This window comes from Tenacibaculum sp. HL-MS23, from assembly GCF_032463465.1.
Classification (GTDB): Bacteria; Bacteroidota; Bacteroidia; order Flavobacteriales; family Flavobacteriaceae; genus Polaribacter; species Polaribacter bernardetii.
The window spans coordinates 1,133,522-1,155,242 of sequence record NZ_CP135989.1 but is presented as its reverse complement, the minus strand read 5'-3'; the positions used below and the strand labels follow the sequence as shown (position 1 = coordinate 1,155,242).

21 protein-coding genes and 1 tRNA gene are annotated in these 21,721 nt (G+C 30.7%); 11 read left to right on the top strand and 11 right to left on the bottom strand.

What is annotated here, in order from left to right:
- Positions 1 to 65: 65 nt before the first annotated feature.
- Positions 66 to 485: a nucleoside-diphosphate kinase gene (locus RRF68_RS05365; RefSeq protein ID WP_218771098.1), complete on the bottom strand. Its 420-nt coding sequence runs from the start codon at positions 483 to 485 to the stop codon at positions 66 to 68.
- Between the two features lie 93 nt (positions 486 to 578).
- On the opposite strand from RRF68_RS05365, the gene RRF68_RS05360 reads away from it, so the two are divergent.
- From RRF68_RS05360 to RRF68_RS05330, 7 genes are all read left to right on the top strand, one after another.
- A complete protein-coding gene (locus RRF68_RS05360) occupies positions 579 to 1,607 on the top strand; it encodes a DHH family phosphoesterase (protein WP_218771097.1) in 1,029 nt (342 codons plus the stop codon).
- Positions 1,597 to 2,121 (top strand): gliding motility-associated peptidyl-prolyl isomerase GldI, encoded by a 525-nt coding sequence (gldI, locus tag RRF68_RS05355; protein WP_315945239.1) that lies wholly within the window; start codon positions 1,597 to 1,599, stop codon positions 2,119 to 2,121. Before RRF68_RS05360 ends, gldI begins: the two co-directional genes overlap by 11 nt.
- Positions 2,122 to 2,134: 13 nt before the next feature.
- Positions 2,135 to 2,860, top strand: coding sequence for an FKBP-type peptidyl-prolyl cis-trans isomerase (locus RRF68_RS05350; RefSeq protein ID WP_315945238.1), 726 nt, complete (start codon positions 2,135 to 2,137; stop codon positions 2,858 to 2,860).
- Positions 2,861 to 2,949: 89 nt separating this feature from the next.
- Positions 2,950 to 3,993 carry a peptidylprolyl isomerase gene (locus RRF68_RS05345; protein ID WP_315945237.1) on the top strand — a complete coding sequence of 348 codons (1,044 nt, stop codon included), beginning with the start codon at positions 2,950 to 2,952 and terminating at the stop codon, positions 3,991 to 3,993.
- Between the two features lie 2 nt (positions 3,994 to 3,995).
- Positions 3,996 to 4,556 (top strand): phosphatase PAP2 family protein, encoded by a 561-nt coding sequence (locus RRF68_RS05340; protein WP_315945236.1) that lies wholly within the window; start codon positions 3,996 to 3,998, stop codon positions 4,554 to 4,556.
- Positions 4,557 to 5,535: 979 nt separating this feature from the next.
- Entirely contained in the window at positions 5,536 to 6,267 is a 732-nt protein-coding gene (locus RRF68_RS05335) for a LytTR family DNA-binding domain-containing protein (RefSeq protein WP_315945235.1), read from the top strand.
- 1,281 nt (positions 6,268 to 7,548) lie between these two features.
- Positions 7,549 to 8,040 (top strand): CAP domain-containing protein, encoded by a 492-nt coding sequence (locus RRF68_RS05330; RefSeq protein ID WP_315945234.1) that lies wholly within the window; start codon positions 7,549 to 7,551, stop codon positions 8,038 to 8,040.
- A gap of 225 nt (positions 8,041 to 8,265) precedes the next feature.
- Here RRF68_RS05330 and RRF68_RS05325 read toward each other — a convergent pair.
- Positions 8,266 to 8,350: transfer RNA gene (locus tag RRF68_RS05325), tRNA-Ser, on the bottom strand.
- Between the two features lie 335 nt (positions 8,351 to 8,685).
- Between RRF68_RS05325 and aroC the strand changes: the two genes are divergently transcribed.
- A complete protein-coding gene (gene aroC, locus RRF68_RS05320; RefSeq protein WP_218771093.1) occupies positions 8,686 to 9,747 on the top strand; it encodes a chorismate synthase in 1,062 nt (353 codons plus the stop codon).
- Between the two features lie 793 nt (positions 9,748 to 10,540).
- On the opposite strand, the gene RRF68_RS05315 is transcribed toward aroC, so the two are convergent.
- The 4 genes from RRF68_RS05315 to RRF68_RS05300 form a co-directional block, all read right to left on the bottom strand.
- Positions 10,541 to 12,181 carry a pyruvate dehydrogenase complex dihydrolipoamide acetyltransferase gene (locus tag RRF68_RS05315; RefSeq protein ID WP_315945233.1) on the bottom strand — a complete coding sequence of 547 codons (1,641 nt, stop codon included), beginning with the start codon at positions 12,179 to 12,181 and terminating at the stop codon, positions 10,541 to 10,543.
- 3 nt (positions 12,182 to 12,184) lie between these two features.
- Positions 12,185 to 13,180: a pyruvate dehydrogenase (acetyl-transferring) E1 component subunit alpha gene (pdhA, locus tag RRF68_RS05310; protein WP_315945232.1), complete on the bottom strand. Its 996-nt coding sequence runs from the start codon at positions 13,178 to 13,180 to the stop codon at positions 12,185 to 12,187.
- Positions 13,181 to 13,321: 141 nt separating this feature from the next.
- Positions 13,322 to 14,002 (bottom strand): hypothetical protein, encoded by a 681-nt coding sequence (locus RRF68_RS05305; RefSeq protein ID WP_315945231.1) that lies wholly within the window; start codon positions 14,000 to 14,002, stop codon positions 13,322 to 13,324.
- 129 nt (positions 14,003 to 14,131) lie between these two features.
- Positions 14,132 to 14,794 (bottom strand): M15 family metallopeptidase, encoded by a 663-nt coding sequence (locus RRF68_RS05300; protein WP_315945230.1) that lies wholly within the window; start codon positions 14,792 to 14,794, stop codon positions 14,132 to 14,134.
- 185 nt (positions 14,795 to 14,979) lie between these two features.
- On the opposite strand from RRF68_RS05300, the gene RRF68_RS05295 reads away from it, so the two are divergent.
- Positions 14,980 to 15,267, top strand: coding sequence for a hypothetical protein (locus RRF68_RS05295; protein WP_218771088.1), 288 nt, complete (start codon positions 14,980 to 14,982; stop codon positions 15,265 to 15,267).
- Between the two features lie 167 nt (positions 15,268 to 15,434).
- On the opposite strand, the gene RRF68_RS05290 is transcribed toward RRF68_RS05295, so the two are convergent.
- From RRF68_RS05290 to RRF68_RS05275, 4 genes are read right to left on the bottom strand one after another with little or no spacing between them, the layout of a single operon-like run.
- Positions 15,435 to 15,941: a nuclear transport factor 2 family protein gene (locus RRF68_RS05290; protein WP_315945229.1), complete on the bottom strand. Its 507-nt coding sequence runs from the start codon at positions 15,939 to 15,941 to the stop codon at positions 15,435 to 15,437.
- Positions 15,942 to 15,956: 15 nt separating this feature from the next.
- Positions 15,957 to 17,930, bottom strand: coding sequence for a PspC domain-containing protein (locus tag RRF68_RS05285; protein ID WP_315945228.1), 1,974 nt, complete (start codon positions 17,928 to 17,930; stop codon positions 15,957 to 15,959).
- A complete protein-coding gene (locus RRF68_RS05280; protein ID WP_218771084.1) occupies positions 17,923 to 18,267 on the bottom strand; it encodes a PadR family transcriptional regulator in 345 nt (114 codons plus the stop codon). Before RRF68_RS05280 ends, RRF68_RS05285 begins: the two co-directional genes overlap by 8 nt.
- 18 nt (positions 18,268 to 18,285) lie before the next feature.
- Positions 18,286 to 18,714 carry a DUF4870 domain-containing protein gene (locus tag RRF68_RS05275; protein ID WP_315945227.1) on the bottom strand — a complete coding sequence of 143 codons (429 nt, stop codon included), beginning with the start codon at positions 18,712 to 18,714 and terminating at the stop codon, positions 18,286 to 18,288.
- A 155-nt stretch (positions 18,715 to 18,869) separates the two neighbouring features.
- On the opposite strand from RRF68_RS05275, the gene RRF68_RS05270 reads away from it, so the two are divergent.
- Both RRF68_RS05270 and RRF68_RS05265 read left to right on the top strand, forming a co-directional pair.
- Positions 18,870 to 19,325 carry a DUF4442 domain-containing protein gene (locus RRF68_RS05270; protein ID WP_315945226.1) on the top strand — a complete coding sequence of 152 codons (456 nt, stop codon included), beginning with the start codon at positions 18,870 to 18,872 and terminating at the stop codon, positions 19,323 to 19,325.
- Positions 19,326 to 19,387: 62 nt separating this feature from the next.
- Positions 19,388 to 20,188 (top strand): TIGR00266 family protein, encoded by an 801-nt coding sequence (locus tag RRF68_RS05265; protein WP_315945225.1) that lies wholly within the window; start codon positions 19,388 to 19,390, stop codon positions 20,186 to 20,188.
- Between the two features lie 65 nt (positions 20,189 to 20,253).
- On the opposite strand, the gene RRF68_RS05260 is transcribed toward RRF68_RS05265, so the two are convergent.
- Entirely contained in the window at positions 20,254 to 21,639 is a 1,386-nt protein-coding gene (locus RRF68_RS05260; RefSeq protein WP_315945224.1) for a TlpA disulfide reductase family protein, read from the bottom strand.
- Positions 21,640 to 21,721: the final 82 nt, after the last annotated feature.

The window sequence follows — 21,721 nt, the reverse complement described above, 5'->3', positions numbered from 1 at the left end:
TAAAAAGCATAAAAAACTCGTTACGATTTAGTAACGAGTTTTTTTATATTTTAAGAAGTGTGTTCTTAGAACATCTCTCTACCAGAAAAATGGAAAGCACCTTCAATAGCAGCGTTTTCATCAGAATCAGATCCGTGAACAGCGTTTTCACCAATAGAAGTAGCAAACATTTTACGAATAGTTCCTTCAGCAGCATCTGCAGGATTTGTAGCACCGATTAAAGTTCTAAAATCTTCAACAGCGTTGTCTTTTTCTAAAACAGCAGCGATAATTGGTCCGCGAGTCATAAATTCAACTAATTCACCAAAGAAAGGGCGTTCGTTATGCACAGCATAAAAAGCTTCAGCATCACGCTTAGTCATTTGCGTTTTTTTCATTGCTACGATTCTAAAACCTGCAGCATTAATTTTGTCTAATATTGCACCAGTATGTCCGTTTTCAACACCATCTGGTTTAATCATTGTAAAAGTTCTATTTGTTGCCATCTGTATTTGTTTTAATAGTTGTACGTGTGAACGTCACACAAAATCGGCGCGAAATTACACAATTTTTTTAATTTAATTGTATATTCGCCACTTATGATTTTAAAACACTTTACAGAACTCAAAGAATTTTTATCGCAACCTAAAAATATTGTGATAATAGGTCATAGGAATCCCGATGGTGATGCCGTTGGCTCTACTTTAGGATTAAAACATTATTTAGATAAAAAAGGACATACCGCTCAGGTGGTTATGCCTAATGAATATCCAGATTTTTTACATTGGATTCCTGGGTCGGATACCGTTTATCGTTTTGATCGTCAGAACAAGCAAAGTGTTCGGTCTTTAAATAATTCAGAAATTGTATTCCTTTTAGATTTTAATGCATTGCACAGAGTAGGAGGCGATATGCAGAATACTTTAGAGCAATACAAGAATGATTTTGCATTGATAGATCATCATCAACAACCAGACGATTTTGAGTATATGTATTCAGATACTACTATGTCATCTACCTGTCAAATGGTATATAACTTCATTGAAATGATGGGAGATGTTGCTTTGATTGATGAAAATATAGCAACTTGTTTATATACAGGTATTATGACCGATACAGGTTCTTTCCGTTTTAGATCAACCACAAGTACAACGCACCGTATTATTGCCGATTTAATTGATAAGGGAGCTAAGAATGATGAGATTCATAGCAATGTACACGATGCAAATTCATACAGCCGTTTGTTACTGTTAGGGCAAGCTTTAAGTAATATGAAGTTGTTGCCAGAGTATAAAACAGCTTTTATAACTTTATCCGAAGAAGAAAAGAAAAAGTTTAATTACGAAAAAGGAGATACAGAAGGTGTTGTAAATTATGCACTTTCTTTAAAAGGAATTGTATTTGCAGCTATTTTTATAGAGGATAAAGAACAAGGAATAATTAAAATGTCACTTCGTAGTAAAGGTAAGTTTTCTGTAAATCAGTTTGCTAGAAATCATTTTTCAGGTGGTGGGCATGACAATGCAGCTGGAGGTAAAAGTTTAGAGTCGATGGAAGATACGATTGCAACATTTACAGCGTTATTACCTAACTATCAAAAAGAATTAGAAGCATCTTATGAAGTTTAATATAGTTTTTTTCTTACTAGTTGTTTTAAGTATAAGTTCTTGTAAAGAGCCTGAAGCAAGAAGGCCAAAAAAACAAGGAACCGTTAACTTTTATAAAGAGGTTATTGCTAAAAATAAAAAACTAAATGCTTTAGAGAAAGAGCGATTAGAAAACTTTATTTCTAAAGATACAATTCATAAATATATAGCTTCAGAAAGCGGGTTTTGGTATACATACATTGTTAAAGATACTTTGAATACCGTAAAACCTAAATCAGAAGATTTTGTTTTATTGAGTTATGAAGTTTCTGATGTACAAGGAAATGTTATTTATCAGAAGAAAGAAAGAAATTATAAAGTAGATAAAGAAGATTTTATTCCGGCATTACAAGACGGAATAAAGTTGATGAAAAAGGGAGAAACAATTACATTTGTAATTCCGTCTTACCGAGCTTTCGGAGTTGTAGGAGATGGAAATAAGATTGTTGTAAATCAACCAATAAAAAGTACAGTAACATTAATCGAAATTAAATAACAAATAAATAAAAATGAAATTAACTAAAATTTTAGCAGCAGCAGTTGTAACCTTATCAATCGTATCATGTGGTAATAGCCAATTTGAAACAAAAAAATCATTAGCAACAGAAATAGATTCTGTAAGTTATAGTTTAGGTTTAGATATGGCGAATAAGATTAAAACAAATTTTGATGATATAGATCAAGGTTTATTCGTTCAGGGATTTAAAAACGGAATGGATTCTACCAATTTATTAGTTGAGTCTAAAGATATAAATAATGTTTTAAGAGCGTTTTTTCAGAAAAGACAAGAAGAAAAAATGAAGGAGCAACAAGCGCTTCAATCTAAAAAAGCAGAAGCTGAATTTGGAGATCATAAAAAAGCAGGTGAAGATTTCTTAGCTGAAAATAAAACAAAAGACGGTGTAAAAACAACAGCTAGTGGTTTGCAGTACATTGTTTTAAAAGAAGGAAATGGAGATGCACCAACTGCAACTTCACGTGTAAAAGTTCATTATCACGGTACATTAACAGACGGAACTGTTTTTGATAGCTCTGTAGATAGAGGTGAGCCAACAGAATTTGGAGTAAACCAAGTTATTAAAGGTTGGACAGAAGGTTTACAATTGATGAAGTCTGGAGCAAAGTATAAATTTTTTATTCCTCAAGATTTAGCTTACGGAGCGCAACAAAGAGGTGCTGCAATAAAGCCTTTTTCTGCTTTAGTGTTTGATGTAGAGTTACTTGAGGTTAAGTAATAGCAATATAAAAGACTAAAAAGCAATTAGGTTAGTACTTGTTACTAACCTAATTGATTGTTTATAAGAGAATCTTAAAATAATAATAAATGAAGTTTTATAAAGTTTTAATAGCAGTAATGGTATTGTTTTCAGCTTGTAAATCTGTTAAATATCCAGATTTAGAAAACGGATTGTATGCAGATTTACAAACTAATAGAGGGGATATTTTAATAAAGCTATACGAACAAGAAATGCCAATGACGGTTGCTAATTTTGTTTCTTTAGCTGAGGGAAATAATCCTAAAATGACAGACTCTTTAAAAGGGAAGCCTTATTATGATAAAACAAAATTTCATAGAGTTATTAAAGATTTTATGGTTCAGGGAGGAGATATTACTGGTACAGGTGCTGGTAATGCTGGTTATAAGTTTGGAGACGAGTTTCCTATGGATGAAAACGGACAATTAATTTACAAACATGATTCGCCAGGTGTATTGTCGATGGCAAATTCAGGAAAAGCAACAAATTCCAGTCAGTTTTTTATAACACATAAAGAAACACCTTGGTTAGATGGTTTACATTCAATTTTCGGTAAGGTGCTTTTTGGTCAAAATATTGTTGATGTAATTAAGAAAAATGATTACATCAATCATGTAGCGATAATCAGAGTTGGTAAAGAAGCTAAAAAGTTTAAAGCAGCTGTTGTTTTCGAGCATGAATTAACCAATGTAGCAAAGCGAGAAGCTGAGCGTAAGAAAGCTGTAGAGGCTGCGAAACGTAAGTTTCAAGAAGAAAAAGGTATTAACGATGCTGTTGAAACAGACTCAGGCTTAAAAATATTAAAACTACAAAAAGGAAACGGTAAAAAGGTTAACCCTGCATTACCAACTACGGTGCATTATACGTTATATTTAGCAGATGGGAAAAAAATAGACTCTAGTTTAGATAAAAAACCATTCACTTTTACAATCAACAATACAGAAAAACCATTAATAGCAGGTTGGAAAGAAGGGGTAAAAACAATGAGAGAAGGAGATAAATCAACATTTTTTATTCCTTATTATTTAGGGTATGGTGAAGCTGGTTTAGGTCCAATCATAGGTAAAGCTGATTTAATTTTTGAAATAGAAGTATTAAAAGTAGGTAAATAGTTTTGATAGAAAACATTATACAAAAAGACAAGCAACTCCTTATTTATTTAAATAATTTAGGAAGTGAGCAATGGGATGGACTTTGGTTAGCGATAACGAATCAGTTTAACTGGATTCCTTTATTCGTTTTTATGCTTTTTTTGATATTTAAGCATTATGGATGGAAAAAAGGATTGTTTACCATGGTATTTATAGCAGCCTTAATTACTTTTTCAGATCAAATTACAAACGTTATAAGAGGGGTTTTTGAAAGGTTAAGGCCAAATAATGATCCTGCTATAAAAGATTTGCTAAGAACGTTAATAAGACCGCAGAGTTTTAGTTTTGCTTCTGGTCATGCAACAACATCTACAGTAGTTGCTGTTTTTTTAATTATGCTTTTAAAAAATCATGTACGTTATATTAGATTCCTACTTCTTTTTCCGTTAGTTTTTGCCTATAGTAGATTGTATTTAGGTGTTCATTTTCCTATTGATATTTTATGTGGCTTTATAAACGGAACCGTAATAGGTTTTTCAGGATATTTTTTATATATGAAATTATCCAGAATAATATTTAGCTAGAATACCTAAGAAACATAAAAAAAACGATCCATTTTATATAAAATGGATCGTTTTTTTGTTGAAGATAGTTATGTTTTTTCATTTTAAGGCATCACAGGCTGTTTTGTTATACTTTTTATTATTTGTAAGAAACACTTTTTAGTTTTATTAGAAGCTAGCCGAGGTTTATAAGTTGTAAAGAAAATTAATAAAAGGATATGTAATTAATTTTAATAGTGCTTATTAAAGGTTAGTTGCTTTTTTAGAACGAATTTTAGGCTATGCTTTTAAGGTTGTTTTTTTTATATAATAATTTAATAAGTCTGTATGTAATTGTACTGAAGGTTATGGTAGTTACTTTTCCCATTAATCTTTATAAAGTAGTAATTCATCTATTGATTAAAGCTATTAAACTAATAGTGATGCTAAGTTTTTTGTAGATGGTTATATATTTGTAACAGATAAGTTAATTGTTTTTTTAATTAGAGTAGTATTTTGGTGGTATTTGAGGGGATTTGAATTCACCATGTTTGTAAAAGGTTCATTTTTAAAAGGCTGAACCTTTTTGTTGCTATATAAAATAACATCTTTTATGAAGTGTAACTCTTTGTTTTTTAGCTTTATGAAGCTAAGTATATACTCTAGGGGTTACTACTTATTGTGAATTTTCATTAGAGTTTTTATTTGATTAATTGTATATGAGGTTTTTTGCTATCGATAAATGGGTGTTAGCAATAACAATACGTTACTCATCTAAATGATTCCGTCCTGAAATAAATAACTAACATCGCTAAAAAGGATACTGATAATGACCTTTACGTTAATGTTGATAGACGTTTAATTAAAATAAGGATTCAACCATTTTGCAATACATAGTTTAATTTTAGTCGCTTACCTATAGTTATTATTCATTCATCGAAAATATCAGAAAGTGCTTTGTAGGTGTGTTAATTTTGTTTGATATGTGATTATGTAAGGTCATAGAATAAAAAGATTACAGATGTTAAATTGTATTATTATTGATGATGAATTAACGGCGATATCCATAATTGAGAAAATATGCGAGCCGGTTAAAAATTTAAAGATTGTAGGAACTTTTCAAAACCCTTTAAATGCTTTAAAATATCTTAATAATAATGTTGTTAACCTTGTTTTTTTAGATTTACAAATGCCGGTATTTTCTGGTATTGATTTTCTTGAGGTTTTAAAGCAACAACCGGTAGTTATTATCACTTCCTCAGATAAAAAAATGATTGCTAAAGCTTCTGAATTTAAATTAGTAGCAAATCTTTTCACAAAACCATTACAACCATCTAATATTTTATCCGCATTAAGCAATATAATAAGTCAATTTAAAAAGGAGGCATCAACAATAGTTAAGAGCTGTACAGATGTAGTAGATTCATTCTGTATTATAGATGAATCTCAATTGTTATTAACCATTAATGAAAAACCTACAAAACTAAAAATTGAAGATATTTATTATATTCAAGAGGAAAAATCAAAATTAATTATCGTAGCTAAACAAGCAAGTTATGAATTATCCTTAAATCTAGAAAATGTATTATCTAAATTAGAAAATAATAGTTTTATACGTATTCATAAAAAAATTATTGTTAATCTAGCTGAAATTATCGAAATTAAGCGCGGTACTGTTTGTCTTAAAGAACAAGTCCTTCCTATAGGGGCTAGTTATAAAAAAGTATTATTATCTCATCTTAACGTGTTGTAAATAATATGCAACATTTTAAAAAGAGTCGAATTCCTTTTAGCTTAAAGCATCAACAACATATCTTTAACTTAGTTATACATGCCTTATAGTTTTTTTGAGCATTAAGTTTATGTTGTTGTTTCAGTATTACAATGTAAGTTAAGACTTGTCAAACATTCATAAATACCGCAAATTAATTTATAGAAATAATTATAAGAAGTAAATATGCGTAAAATAGACGTTTATGTTATAAATGTGTTAATTTTATTTTATAGATAGTTATGTATAGGTGAATGTTGTCGCCATAAATAATAAGTTGCTCACTTATATAAAAGTTTACTTAATCGAGATAGCAAGAAATAAGGCTTTAAGATATAGTTTTTTTATAATGTAATTCAAAATAAAACATTATGAAAACGGTATAAACCAACTTGTTTTTTTGTGTTCAGTCTTGTATTTACTTTTTGAGTGGAAGAAAATATAGATGCAAAGAAAGTATTAGTGAATGTAGTTTATGGTTTCTCATGAGCACTACCTTGTAGTAAATACATGAATAATTAATGGAGTGTTACATAATGTAATACTCCGTTAATCGACACAAAACAACTGTTCGGCTACATAAAAGATCCAGCTAAAGATGTTTAAACATGTTAAAAACTGATACATTGTATATTTGTTGTGTTATCAAAGTATAGTTATTTATAACAGTCGTATTATGTATGCTAAGTAGCATTTCAGTTTACTTCTATAAAAGATGAATAGTGTATATCGAGATTCAAAAAATGTACAGAAATTAAAAATAATCCTTCATAAGTTATTTGATTTTTATCCCCCCCAATTTCCCCTTTGTATAAAAAAACCACTTGATTAAGTCTAGTGGTTTTTTCGTTTTAAGGCATCACAGGATGTTTTGTTATACTTTTTATTATTTGTAAGAAACACTTTTTAGTTTTATTAGAAGATAGCCGTGGTTTATAAGTTGTAAAGAAAATTAATAAAAGGATATGTAATTAATTTAATAGCGCTTATTAAAGGTTAGTTGCTTTTTGTTTTTAAGTTTTACGAAGCTAAGTAAATGTTCTTAGGGGTGTTGTTTTTGTAAATTTCTGTCATAGTGTATTGGTTTAATTAATTGATTGTTAGTGTGTTGTTTTTTTGTTTCGACGGTAATTGTGTGTCGGTCAACGGGTGTTAGCAATAACAATACGTTACTCATCTATACAAACGTTTAGCTAATCGAAATATTATAAAACAAGGTTCATGCCTGTTGTAATTTTATAATGTAATCAAAACCAGTACATTATGAAGACGCTACAAGCCATCGTATTTTTTTTAGTATTCAGTTTAATATTTGCTTCTTGTTCTGAAGAAAACATAGATACAGATCTTTATGATACTATATCTTTAATAGTGCCAGAAAACAAGGTAATAGAAATTGAAATTTTAGCGTTGATTAATCAGTATAGAGTTGATAAAGGATTAAGTAGCTTAGGTCAAATGAATGTGATAAAAGCACAAGCTTACACACATACCGATTATATGATAACGCAAGCAGTCCCATCACATGATAATTTTTTTAAAAGAAGCGAATATTTAAAAAAACATTCAGTAGTAAAAAGAGTTTCAGAGAATGTAGCTTATGGCTTTTCAAGTGCAAAAAACTTGGTAAATGCTTTGGTAAAAAGTGAAGATCATAAAAAAAATATGGAAGGAGATTATACACACTTCCAGATATCAGCAGAGCAAAACGAAAATGGTAAGTGGTATTTTACAAACATGTTTATCAAAAAATAATTAGTATAATTTGGTGAAGTTTTCAATATGAAAAAACAATAATTTAATAAGGGTAATTGTAAATAATAAAACTGGAGAGGAGTATAAAATGGATTGTTTTTTTAGAAAACAGTTATGTCTGCCTAGATTTTAAAGAAAAGGAGTTTTTATAAATCGAAAAAAGCTTACAAAGTAAGCTTTTTATTTAATCCCCTAAAAAAAGCCGAAGCGTTAGCTTCGGCTTTGCGGAGAAAGAGGGATTCGAACCCCCGGTCCTGTTACAGACAACGGTTTTCAAGACCGCCGCATTCGACCACTCTGCCATTTCTCCTGACATGCTAATCAAGTATTCCCTGATTGCGGGTGCAAATATAGAACCTTTTTTTAGTTCTAAAAAAATATAATGAACTTTTTTTTAATGTTTTTTAGATAAAAAGTGAGTTGTGTCTGCAATTGTTTTGTTATCAGGTAGTTTGCTTTTTTGTGAAAAGAATTTTTTTTTTATAAAAATATCATTGAGGCACATTTATTTTTAAAAACGGGATATTTAAATAGATTAGAAAGCGAAAACCATTTAATTTTAATATCGTTTTTAAGATAATTATAGTTTAAAAGCGATAGTTTTTCATTTCAAATAAATTATTTTTGTTTTAAAATAGATAAAGCATGTTTAATTCATTTGGGAATATTTTAAAACTAACCACTTTTGGTGAATCACACGGAATTGCAATAGGAGGAGTTATAGATGGTTTTCCGGCAGGGATGGAGGTAGACTTAAATGCCGTTCAAAAAGAATTAGATCGGCGTAAGCCAGGACAATCTAAAATTGTAACCCAGCGTAAAGAACCAGATACTGTCGAGTTCCTATCTGGTATTTTTGAAGGTAAAACAACTGGGGCATCTATTGGTTTTCAAATAAAAAATACCAATCAAAAAAGTAAAGATTATAATCATAATACAAACGTATATCGCCCTTCGCATGCAGATTATACCTATGATAAAAAATATGGAATAAGAGATTATAGGGGTGGTGGTCGTACATCCGCACGAGAAACTGCTAATTGGGTAGTTGCTGGTGCTTTGGCAAAACAATTAATTAAGCATATTAATATAAATGCGTTTACTTCATCTGTTGGCGATGTTTTTATGATGAAACCTTATCAGGATTTAGATTTTACGAAAACAGAAAGTAATGCTGTTCGTTGTCCTGATGAAGCTTCTGCAGAAAAAATGATTACTAAGATTAAAGAAATAAAAAAAGCAGGCGATACTATTGGTGGTACAATTACTTGCGTAGCTCAAAATATGCCTATTGGTTTAGGGGAGCCTATTTTTCATAAATTACATGCAGAGCTAGGTAAAGCAATGTTATCTATTAACGCTGTAAAAGGCTTTGAATTCGGAAGCGGGTTTTGTGGCGCTAAAATGCAAGGTTCTAAGCATAATGATATTTTTAATGAAGATGGTACTACACAATCAAATTTATCAGGAGGAATTCAAGGAGGTGTTTCAAACGGAATGGATATTTATTTTCGAGTAGCTTTTAAGCCAGTTGCTACTATTATGCAAAATCAACAAACGATTAATTCACAAAATGAATTAACAGAAATACAAGGTAAAGGTCGGCATGACCCTTGTGTGGTTCCTAGAGCTGTACCTATTGTAGAGGCGTTAACAGCTTTAGTATTGGCAGATTTTTGGTTGATGAATAAGACTCGAAAAGTTTAAATAAATATACAAGATAAATAGATGCTAATTTATTTTCGTTGTAAATGGTTTTTTAAGAGTTTTTATTGAAGATAAAAAAGAAAAACATAAATTCGTTATGGGTGTGTGTGCTCAATAATTGTGGCATTATATTGTTCTTTTGTAGTTGAAATTCAATTTCATATTTAAGATTATCAGCTAAATAACGCTTTAATATAGTTATAGAAGTAAAATTAAAAGAGAAGGATAGGATGTTGTACGGTTTTTCTTATCAGTAGGTAAAAAGAGTTTGCAAACACTCTTGTTGCTTTTACTAAAAGGATAAAGAACTATTATAGAATTAACTACATCAAAAATCAGAAGGTAAATCTAGATAAGTATTTGTAGGTATGGAGTATTTTGTAATACAAAAAAAAGTAAGATTATCAACTCTAAGAAGCAATCAGACCCTAATTTCAAATCAGGTTATTTAGGTAATAATTTGGGTTAGACATATTATCCGAAGAAAGTATGAAAACAATTAATACTTTTAAGAGTAAGAACCCGAAGTATTCTGCATTAAATGTAAATGATGTTTTAACTTGTTTTATAGCGTTTCAAAACAGAATTATTAATACTACTTAAGTTTGCTAAGAAAGTCGATTTAACAGCTGTAAAAACAGCGATAAGATTGCTTGTTTTAAAGTTTAAACATTGAAATTATTTTCAATTTATAGTTTACTATAGCGAACCACATGTAGTACAAGCGAAAAAAAGTATTAAAATAAAAAAGCTCGCAAATTGCGAGCTTTTTTTATAGAATATTATTGAAAAACTATGCTAACATTGCAACAGGGTTTTCAATAAATGTTTTTAATGTTTGTAAAAACTGAGCACCAACTGCACCGTCAACCGTTCTGTGGTCGCAAGCTAAAGTTAATTTCATCGTGTTACCGACCACAATAGCACCGTCTTTAACAACAGGTTTTTGTACAATGGCTCCAACAGATAAAATTGCTGAGTTAGGTTGATTTATAATAGAAGTAAAGCTTTCGATACCAAACATTCCTAAGTTAGAAACCGTAAAAGTACTTCCTTGCATTTCTGCAGGAGTAATTTTTTTATGTCTTGCTTTACCTGCTAAATCACGAACCGAAGATCCTATTTGAGTTAAGCTTAAAGCATCTGTGTGTTTTACAACAGGTACTACTAAACCTTCATCAACAGCTACTGCAACGCCAATGTGAATATGACTGTGAAATAACGTATTGTTATCTGTCCAGCTAGTGTTTACATTCGGATGTTTTTTTAATGCCATAGCACACGCTTTTACAATCATATCGTTAAATGATACTTTGGTATCAGGAATCGAATTAATTGTTTTACGAGAAGCCATTGCGTTGTCCATATCTACTTCAATATTTAAGTAGAAATGAGGTGCAGAGAATTTAGAATTTCCTAATGCTTTAGCTATTGCTTTACGCATTTGAGAATTTTTAACTTCTGATGTATTTTCTTCTCCTGCCACAGTAAAGTTTGTTACTGCAGATGGAGTAGAGGTGTTAGTATTCGTTTTAGTTGTGGCAGCTGGAGTTTCAGTTTTAGCAGATGGAGTGTAATTTTCTACATCTTTTTTAACGATACGTCCGTTTTCTCCAGAACCTTTAACATCGGCTAAATTAATTCCTTTATCTGTTGCTATTTTTTTAGCTAATGGAGAAGCAAATATTCTACCTCCAGAAGGAGTTGTTGCAGTTTCAGGAACTACATTTTTTTCCTCTTTTTGATCCGCTTTTTTGCTCTCTTCTTTAGGAGAAGCAGTTGCATTTCCTGATTTTTGAGAAGCTAATACAGCATCAATATCTGTTCCTTCCTTACCAATAATAGCAAGTAAAGTATCTACAGGGGCAGCTTCACCTTCCTGAACACCGATGTGTAATAAAACACCTTCGTTAAAAGATTCAAACTCCATTGTAGCTTTATCAGTTTCAATTTCAGCTAAAATATCACCCTCTTCAACTTTGTCTCCAACGCTTTTTAACCAAGAAGCTACAGTACCTTCTTCCATGGTATCACTTAGTCGAGGCATGTTAATAACAATTGCACCTTCAGGAGTTGCTGTTGTTTCATTCTCGCCAGCGTTATTTTCGTTGTCGCTTTCCTCTTCTTGCTTAGGAGTTTCTTCCTTTTCTTCTTTATCGGCAGTATTTTCGTTTAATAAAGAAGTAATGTCTTCACCTTCTTCACCAATAATAGCCAATAAACTATCAACAGGAGCGCCTTCACCTTCTTGAACACCAATGTGTAATAAAACACCTTCGTGAAAAGATTCAAACTCCATTGTAGCTTTGTCGGTTTCAATTTCGGCTAAAATATCGCCTTCTTCAACTTTGTCTCCAACGTTTTTTAACCAAGAAGCTACCACTCCTTCTTCCATCGTGTCGCTTAAGCGAGGCATGTTTATAATTGTAGCCATGGTTTACTTAGATTTTATAAATGGATAATCTTCTTGTTCGTATACCATATCGTGTAATTGGTTTATTTCAGGATATGGAGATTCATCAGCAAACTTTTCACATTCTTTTACTGATTCTTTTACTTCTTTTTTAATAGCTTCTATTTCTTCATCAGAAGCATATTTGTTTTCTTTAATGATCTCTAATACTTGCGAAATAGGGTCAATTTTCTTGTACTCTTCAACCTCGTCTTTTGTACGGTATTGTTGCGCATCAGACATTGAGTGACCTCTATATCGGTATGTTTTCATTTCTAAGAAAGTTGGTCCTTCACCACGACGAGCTCTTTGTACAGCTTCATCAACAGCTTCGGCAACTTTAATAGGGTTCATTCCGTCAACCGGTCCACAAGGCATTTCGTATCCTAAACCTAATTTCCAGATATCAGTGTGGTTAGCAGTTCTTTCAACAGAAGTTCCCATTGCGTAACCATTGTTTTCAACGATGAAAATTACTGGTAACTTCCAGTTCATAGCCATGTTAAAAGTTTCATGCAATGATCCCTGACGTGCAGCTCCATCACCAAAGTAACAAAGAGTTACGGCATCATTACCTTTGTATTTGTCTCCAAAAGCTAATCCTGCTCCTAACGGAATTTGACCACCAACAATTCCGTGACCACCGTAAAAACCAAATTCTTTTGAAAAAATGTGCATAGAACCACCCATACCTTTAGAGGTACCTGTAGCTTTACCATATAATTCTGCCATTACACGTTTAGGATCTTCACCCATACCAATTGGTTGTACGTGGTTACGGTATGCAGTAATCATTTTATCTTTAGTTAAATCCATTGCATGTAATGAACCAGCTAAAACAGCCTCTTGACCGTTATATAAGTGTAAAAAACCTCTTACTTTCTGTTGAATGTAAACAGCTGCTAACTTATCTTCAAACTTTCTCCAAAATAGCATGTCTCTATACCAATTGATATAGGTTTCTTTGGTTATTTTATTCATTATATATTAGTTGTTTATTTAAAGTTTGTTTGTTTTGCGTATTTTAAAACGTAACTACAAAAGTAAGTAGTTTTTGGTAATTTTAAAAAAGTTCTTGTTAAAAGTTATAGCAAGGTTTTTTTGTGCTAAAATCTTTGAACTCTAATCTTTTTGCTTTGCTATAATAATTGATGCTTTTGCACCTGTAGCCAAATTCCATTGATTAGATGAAATAAGCATACCTGCATCATTAAAAATTTTAAACCCAGCGGTGTTAGGGCCTGAACTTCCTTGATTTAAAGCTATGATTTCAATCGTATTTATACCTTCATCTAAAGGGATGTTAAAAGATTGGTAGTTTTGTTTAAGCGTTAAATTACTAACTACCGGAATATTATTTACAAGGATCATTACCTGATCTCCGTCTGGATACTGAAAATCCCTGCAAATAATATTTACATTTTTAGATTTTGTACTAAAACTCCCTAAATCTTGATCGATAACAGGGTAGTTGTACATTCCGTTTATTTTTTGGAAAGATTTTAGGTATTGCTGCTCTGCTATTTTAGCTTTGGTTAAAATACCTTTATTCTCTATATCTCTTTCAGCTTGTTTCTTTTTAAGATCCTTTTGTTGTTTAGTATGTGCCGTTTTAAAACCATCATTATTTTTAAAATCTAACGATGTTGGTTTTTTAACTTCTTTAGATGTGGCAGGTATATTGCCAAAAGAAGAAGAGTTATTATTTTTTTTATTGCCAAAAGAACCATCAAGTTGCGCAAAATTATATGAGCTTATACTTAACGTAATAATAAATAAAAAGAAGTGCAGTTTTTTTGTCATTTCAAATAAATATAGGCAAATATAATGCCCATTTTTTTTCTTTGTCTAAACAAAGCGTTAAAACTTACTTATTATGTAAGTTGTTTTGGTAGAGGTAATTACTTTGGAAATATGTTTAACAGTTGTTTCTTAATGAATAGGAAACTTAAAATAAGTTGTAGGAAAAGGTTCATTTCTTAAAGTAAAATGCCACCATTCTTTAGAATAAGGTCTAAAATTATATTTACGCATTATAGTTTGTAGTAATTGTCTGTTTTTTTGTTGTTGTTTGGTTAATTTAGGATATAAAATATGTGAAGAGATTCCGAAAAAATCATAAGGACTTCCCATATCTAACTCCTTATTTGTTTTTAAATCGATAATAGTTAAATCGACTGTGCTACCTCGAGAATGACCAGATTTTGAGGATATATATCCTTTTTTAAATAACTGCCTTTTCTTAACATTCGGATAGTATTGCTGCTTCATTACTGTGTCATTCATAACACGCGCCCATTTCACAAAATGATTTACGGCAGTTTGGGGTCGATAAGCATCAAAAACTTTCAGGCTCAATTCTTTTTTTAGTAACTCGCCTTGTACTTTACTTAATGCTTTGGCTGCTTTTGTAGTGATAATAAGTGTGTTTTCTTGATACCCATTAATCGCAGTACCTACAAAATTATTATCAGAGCAATATCTAAGTTCTTTTTTTATAGAAGGAACTATTTCTTGTAAATAAGAAAACCCTTTTGGTAGCTGCTGAGATTGAACAAATAACGAGAATAATAATATTAAAACAGTGTATTTCATATCGTAAAAATAAGGAAATGGTTTTTAAATACGGATTGTATGGAATATGTGTTATTTATATTGTTTAATTAATTAATAGTGTTTATTAACATATGTTTACTGTGAAAAGTGTAGTTATTTGTTATTTTTGGTAAATATTATGTTTTTCATGTGTATTAGTAAATAACCTATAATTCCCCAATTATATGATACCAATTAGCGATGTTCAAATTATTGAAAAAGAACAAATTAAATTTTTAAATTTTTCGAAAGCAGAAGTTTTAGGAAAGAAAAATGATCAACTTAACCGTTTTATAGATTTAAAGAGAGCTTTGGCTCTTGGTAATCTAGAAAAAGGAAAAGTAAGAATTACCTTTGTAGATGATACTGGTTTAAAAATGGTAGAAACTACTATATGGGGACTGACAGAGAAGTCGGTCATCTTAAAAAAATCAACAATTATTCCGCTTCAAAGAATTTTAGGAGTAGCGTAAACAACAAAAACCCACACTTTATAAAGTGTGGGTTTTTGTTGTTTTAAAGATTAAATAAAAAAGCCAAAGCAATTAAGCTTTGGCTTAGTAAACTAATAAAACCAAGTATTAGTGTCATTGGAGTTAGCTATAACAAATGAACTAATGTTTTTAGTGTGAACTATATTTTAATGTAGGCTAATAACTTTTGTTATTTTCCATTGTTTGTTTTCTTGTTTCCAAATAACAATAAATTTACTAGGAACTGATTTTTCGTTAGGTTCTTGATTATTATAAAACTTATGATAGCCAATTTGAATTGCGCCGTAATTTTTTATCGGATATACTTCAATACTTCCTTTTATTAAAGTTCGGTTTACTTTGCCACATATGTTTTTCTCTAAGGCTTTTAAAAGATCACTTTTAGAAGTTGATAAACCTCCTTTGTCATGAAAAAACTCTAAATCATCATCATACAACTTTGCTTGGGTTTTCATGTCACAAGTATTGTAAGCGGTAAAATAAATGCTATCCATTTTTACAATTTTATTATGTAAATTAATATCCACAGCTTTGTAATTCGGAATTTCATCTACTTGTGCATTTGTTATCAAAGAGAATAATAAGGCATACAAAAGTGTGACGAATTTTAAGAAAAAATTACCTTTAAAGAAAAAATCGAAAATAGCTCCCATAGTTTTTGTTTTTGATTACCAAGTTTTAAAGGCTAAACCTCTGTGTTCTTGATTATAAGTTCGTCTAAAACCTTTAGAAATATCATTTAAAGTATTGCTAGAGATTGTTAATTCGCCTCTATAACCATCATTGCAATTTATTCTTAGCGTAACTTTATCTATTTGGTTACTGTTATTATATTTAGAATCCACAATATTAATGTCAATATTTTTTTTATTTTTAAACCATGTAACTAGCTTTTCTAACTCTTTTTTAGTGGTTTTTTTACTGATAATAAATTCAGCTTTTAAATCGTTAATAGTACTGTCGAATAAAAAACTTACATCTTCGTCGTTGTCAGAATTCCTGTTATTATCTTGATTGTTGTTCGTTGTATCATCATCACAATCGGTACATTCAAAACCTTTTGTTGTCATTTTAAAATGATGATTAGCCATATCGCGGTCATAAATATCTTTCGTGTTTTTAACATCATTTAAGAACCTGCGAGAAGATCCTTCAAAATATACTGTTGTTCCTTCTGGTATGAAAATGGTAGCTTTTACCTCTTCATCTTTCCAGATGTTTTTGTATTCGCTTAAAAAGAAAGCATCAAAAACAATGGTGTTATTTGCTGATTTAAAATTGTACTGAATCGCTTTAGCATTATCATTTGCCTTATTACGTTTTCTACCTTCTGATGTTTTTTTAATTTCGATATAAGCATTACCAGTTTCACTTTTACGAACATCAATATTTATATCGTTAGAGTATTTTAACTCAGTATTATTAACCGAAACTCCAATCGCATTATTTCTGTTGCGTAAATTATGGTTGTAGTGTATGTTGTCATCATTAACTACTCTAATTTTAAGCGGTTCGTTTATAGCATAACTAATACTGTGTTTGCTAATATTTGCGCCATTATAAGCATGTGTTGTTGCAAACTCTATACCTGAAAAACCGATTGCCAATAAAGATACTAACCAAATTCCTGATAAGGTTAAGATAGCACCGGTACTTAGTTTTTTAATATTTGGTGATAATATTCGTAACCCTAAAATGAATAATAAGATAAACGGAATTCCGATTAAAACAAATAATGAAATAGACAGTAACCACCTAGGTAAAGTCGATTCGTAAAAGAAAGGCGGATAATGCACAAATTCACTATCAACATTTAAAAACTCTAAACTTCCTATAGAAAATACACCTAGCAGTAAAGAAACAATAGTTATACCAGCAATAAATATTAATAGTACTCCTATAAATTTACCAAACACTTTAAAAAGTGTTAGTAAAATTTTACCCATAGTGTCTATAAAATCCTGAAAACCAGATTTTGTTTGCGCACGCATTTTTTCGTAATCTGCGCTCGATATTTTTTCTGAAATACCAGTTGCACCATCTTTTATTTTTGTTGAAAAAGACTCAAACTCGTCACGAATTTTTTTTTCAATATTGTCAATATTTACAGCTTCACCTTCCATTTGTAACTTCTCTGAAGTTGTTTTTGCTTCGGGTAATAAAATCCAAAGGATTATGTAGGCTAACGGAGAGAAACCAGAGGCTACTAAAACAATAAAAGCAATACGAATCCAAATAACATCCAGGTTAAAATAATGTGCAATACCAGAGCAAACACCTCCTAAAAATTTATCATCACCATCTCTAAATAATTTTTTAGATGATAGGTTAGTTGATCTTGAGTTGTATGAAGAGTTCTCGTTGTAGTTGTCTTCAGTTTCAGCGTAATCTTCGGGTTGCCCCATAATAGCGATAACCTCTTCAATATCGTTTTCGTTTATTACTTGGCGAGCATCTGTAATTCTTTCAGATAAAAGTTCGCTAATACGAGCTTCAATATCTGATATTATTTCGTTTTTTCCCTGCGGGTCATCGCTTAAAGAACGCCCAATGGCCTCTAAATAGCGCTTTAATTTCTGATAAGCAATTTCATCTATATGAAAGAAGAATCCACCTAAGTTTATATTTATTGTCTTATTCATCGTTAGTTGATTTTGTACTTGTTACTAGGTTTACTGCGTTTACTAAATTACCCCATGTTTTGTTTAGTTCTTTTAAAAACATGCCACCGTTTTCGGTTAAAACATAGTATTTTCTTGGCGGACCTGAGGTTGATTCTTCCCATCTATACGTTAATAATCCAGCGTTTTTTAAACGAGTTAATAGCGGATAAATAGTTCCTTCAACCACAATCATTTCAGCACTTTTTAATGTCGAAAGTATTTCAGAAGTGTATGCGTCATCATTTTGTAAAATTGATAAAATGCAATACTCTAAAACTCCTTTACGCATTTGTGCTTTTGTGTTTTCTATCTTCATATAATGCGGTTTATGAGGTTATTTTATAAAATTAATTGTAAAAGGGTATGTGTAATTTTCTCCTTTATTTGCTTTCATGGCAGCGATAATTATTAAAGCTATTTTAATAAGTGAAACAACACTTACTAATGAGGCGATTCCAATAAAGCCAAATAAGCCATTGTAAGAATGATGCCCACCAAAATCAATATCTATTCCATTAAAAATATCTAAAAAACTTCCAAAAAAGAAAGAGAAAAACGAAGCACTTAATATAAAGATGTACAAACCAAAACTGATATTAAAGTTTACGGCTCCTTTACCATGATTGTCTAAAAACTTACTTTTATCCTTTAACGTTTGCCATAATATTAGTGGAGTTATAATACTTCCTAAAGGGAATAAGTATCCCGCAAAAGCGGATATGTGTATTAAGAAAGCGTTGGTGTTTTCGTTATTTTTTTGCATGATTAGATAATTTATATAATACTGTACTATGCAAATATATATCTTTAAAAAGGTATTATGCAATACATAGTACTGTAATTAACATTTATTTAACATTCACTATGTTTTAGGAAGTATTAAAAAAAAGCTCTAAATTGCCCATAAATACTGATAAAATGAAGTTTACACCTCGAAAAATTAACTTTTTCACCTTATTTAAATTACCATCAGCTTATATCTGCGGAATTAAAGTAAAATCTATTTCTGATGAAAAATCATTAGTTACCGTAAAGCATCGCTGGATTAATCAGAATCCTTTTAAGAGTATGTTTTGGGCAGTACAAGGAATGTCTGCAGAATTAGCTACAGGTATTTTGGTTATGCAAGCTATTGATAAATCTAACAGAAAAGTATCGATGTTGGTAACAAACATGAATGCTACTTTTACTAAAAAAGCAACAGGCAGAATTGTATTTGAGTGTAATGATGGTTTGGCTATTAAAGCGGCAATACAAAAATCAGTAGAAACAGGCGAGGGGCAAACAGTTTTGGTAACTTCAGAAGGTATAAATAAAGACGGAGTTTCAGTATCAAAATTTCAATTCGAGTGGAGTTTGAAAGTGAAAACGTAACCGTAACCGTAACAAAAAATAATTATGAACGTCTAATTTATTAAATACTAAAACCAAAAAAGATGAACGCACACGAAATAGATTATCGTATTTTCGGAGAAGAAATGCAGTATGTAGAAATTGAATTAGATCCACAAGAAGGGGTTGTTGCCGAAAGTGGAAGCTTTATGATGATGGAGGCTGATGTGAAAATGAGTACTATTTTTGGTGATGGTTCTAATCAAGAAACAGGTCTGTTAGGTAAGATATTTTCAGCAGGTAAAAGAATTCTTACTGGTGAGAGTTTATTTATGACCGTTTATACTAACGAAGGAAGTGGCAAAAAACAAGTTTCGTTTGCTTCACCATATCCAGGTAAAATTATACCAATCGATTTATCAGAATTTGATGGTAAGTTTATTTGTCAGAAAGATGCTTTTTTATGTGCAGCGAAAGGAGTATCTATCGGAATTGAGTTTTCTAAACGATTAGGAAGAGGGTTGTTTGGAGGAGAAGGTTTTATAATGGAGAAACTAGAAGGAGATGGAATGGCTTTTGTGCATGCTGGAGGCACAATGGCAAAAAAAGTATTGCAAGTAGGTGAAATTTTAAAGGTAGATACGGGTTGTATTATTGGTTTTACAAAAGATGTGGATTATGATATTGAGTTTGTAGGAGGAATAAAAAATACGGTGTTTGGTGGCGAAGGTTTGTTTTTTGCGAAACTTCAAGGTCCTGGTACGGTTTATATTCAGTCTTTACCATTTAGCAGATTAGCTGGTAGAGTTTTAGCAATGGCGCCACAAAATGGTAAAGGAGATAAAGGAGAAGGAAGTGTTTTAGGTGGTTTAGGAAATATTTTAGACGGTGATAATAGATTTTAAACGTATATAATCAGCATAAAAAACACCGCCAATTGGCGGTTTTTTTGTTTTAAAATATAATTATATTATATTTTTAATTCATCAAAGATATTAATTAGCCTTTCCCCTTGAGATGGTACAGGCGCATTAGGGTTTACAATATTACCATCAGGATCTATAATGATGAATTTAGGCAATCCTTTTATTAAAAACTTCTGAGCCCATTCTAAATCTGCTAATTCTTTTCCGCTAAATAGTTGTATTCCTGTCATTTCACGATCAACAATAGTTTGTTTCCACTTGTCATAATCATCATTAGCATCAACACTAATACTTACAAACTCTATGTTTTTTCCGTGGTATTCTTCTTTTAGTTTCTTTAATAAAGGGATTTCTCTTTTACAGTAAGCACACCAAGTAGCCCAAACATCAATATATAAATATTTTCCTTTACCTAATAAATCATCTAAAGACGTGTTTCCTCCATTATAATTTTTAAAATCTTTAAATTTAGGAGCTGGTTGCCCTTTAGCGGTAGTTTTTAAAATGTTATAGGTATTAGATATTTCTTTTTTATGATTTTTATTGGTAGAATATGCCATGAATTTATCACGAAATTCTTTTAAATTATCAGTGTAAGTTATACCATCTTTAGCGTTTTTGTATAATAAATCATTTTTTGCAATGGTGTCATTTACTTCAGTTTGTACGGTTTCTAAATACGTTAAATAGTAATCTTCTCCTTCTTTATTTTTTTCTTGAGATATTTTCTTTATCTGGACTCCTAACATTTTACGGTAAGAATATGAATTTACATAATCATCACCACTACTGTAATTAAAGTCTTTTAAAGGGTCAGGAAAATCTTCTGATACTTTAAAATCGGCATTGCCAGTTAAGGCTCCATAATAACCTTCATAATTACTTAAGTTTCTTAAGTATTCATAATGGATATTCTTTACTTCACTCTTTAAGAATTCGGTAGGTAAATTGTTAGCAATAGATAACTCCGTTAAAGCATCTTTATATTCGTCTATTTTTTCTAAAAAAACATCTTCTTCTAAGGCGAAAAACTTATTAGGATTAGCTATATGCTCATTCCAAGCTTTCTTTTTAAGAAGGAAATAGTTTTGGATATCCGCACTGGTTCCTTTAAACTTTGCTTTAAGAATTTTTTTGTAGTCAGTAGATAATTTTACATCAACAGTATCAGTGAGATATAGATTAATAGGCTTTTTATTAAGCATTAATGTGTAATAACCATCTCTGTCAATCTTTACAGTGTCAGAAAAAGAACCTGTTTTTTTATCGAATTTTATTTTTTTAGTAAAATTAAAGCCTTCTAAAGTAATATTTCTTTTTTTGAAGTTCTCTATGTTACCAGATAAAATAAGGTAGTCTTTTACTGGTTTTTCTTTTTTACATGAAAAAAAAGCAACACATGCAATACATAATAGGATTAGTTTTTTCATTTCTTCTCAATTTTAAGGGAAATTACTTTTTTTTATTCGGTTCTCAAAATTGCAATTTAATTAATAAATTTTGAAGCATAAA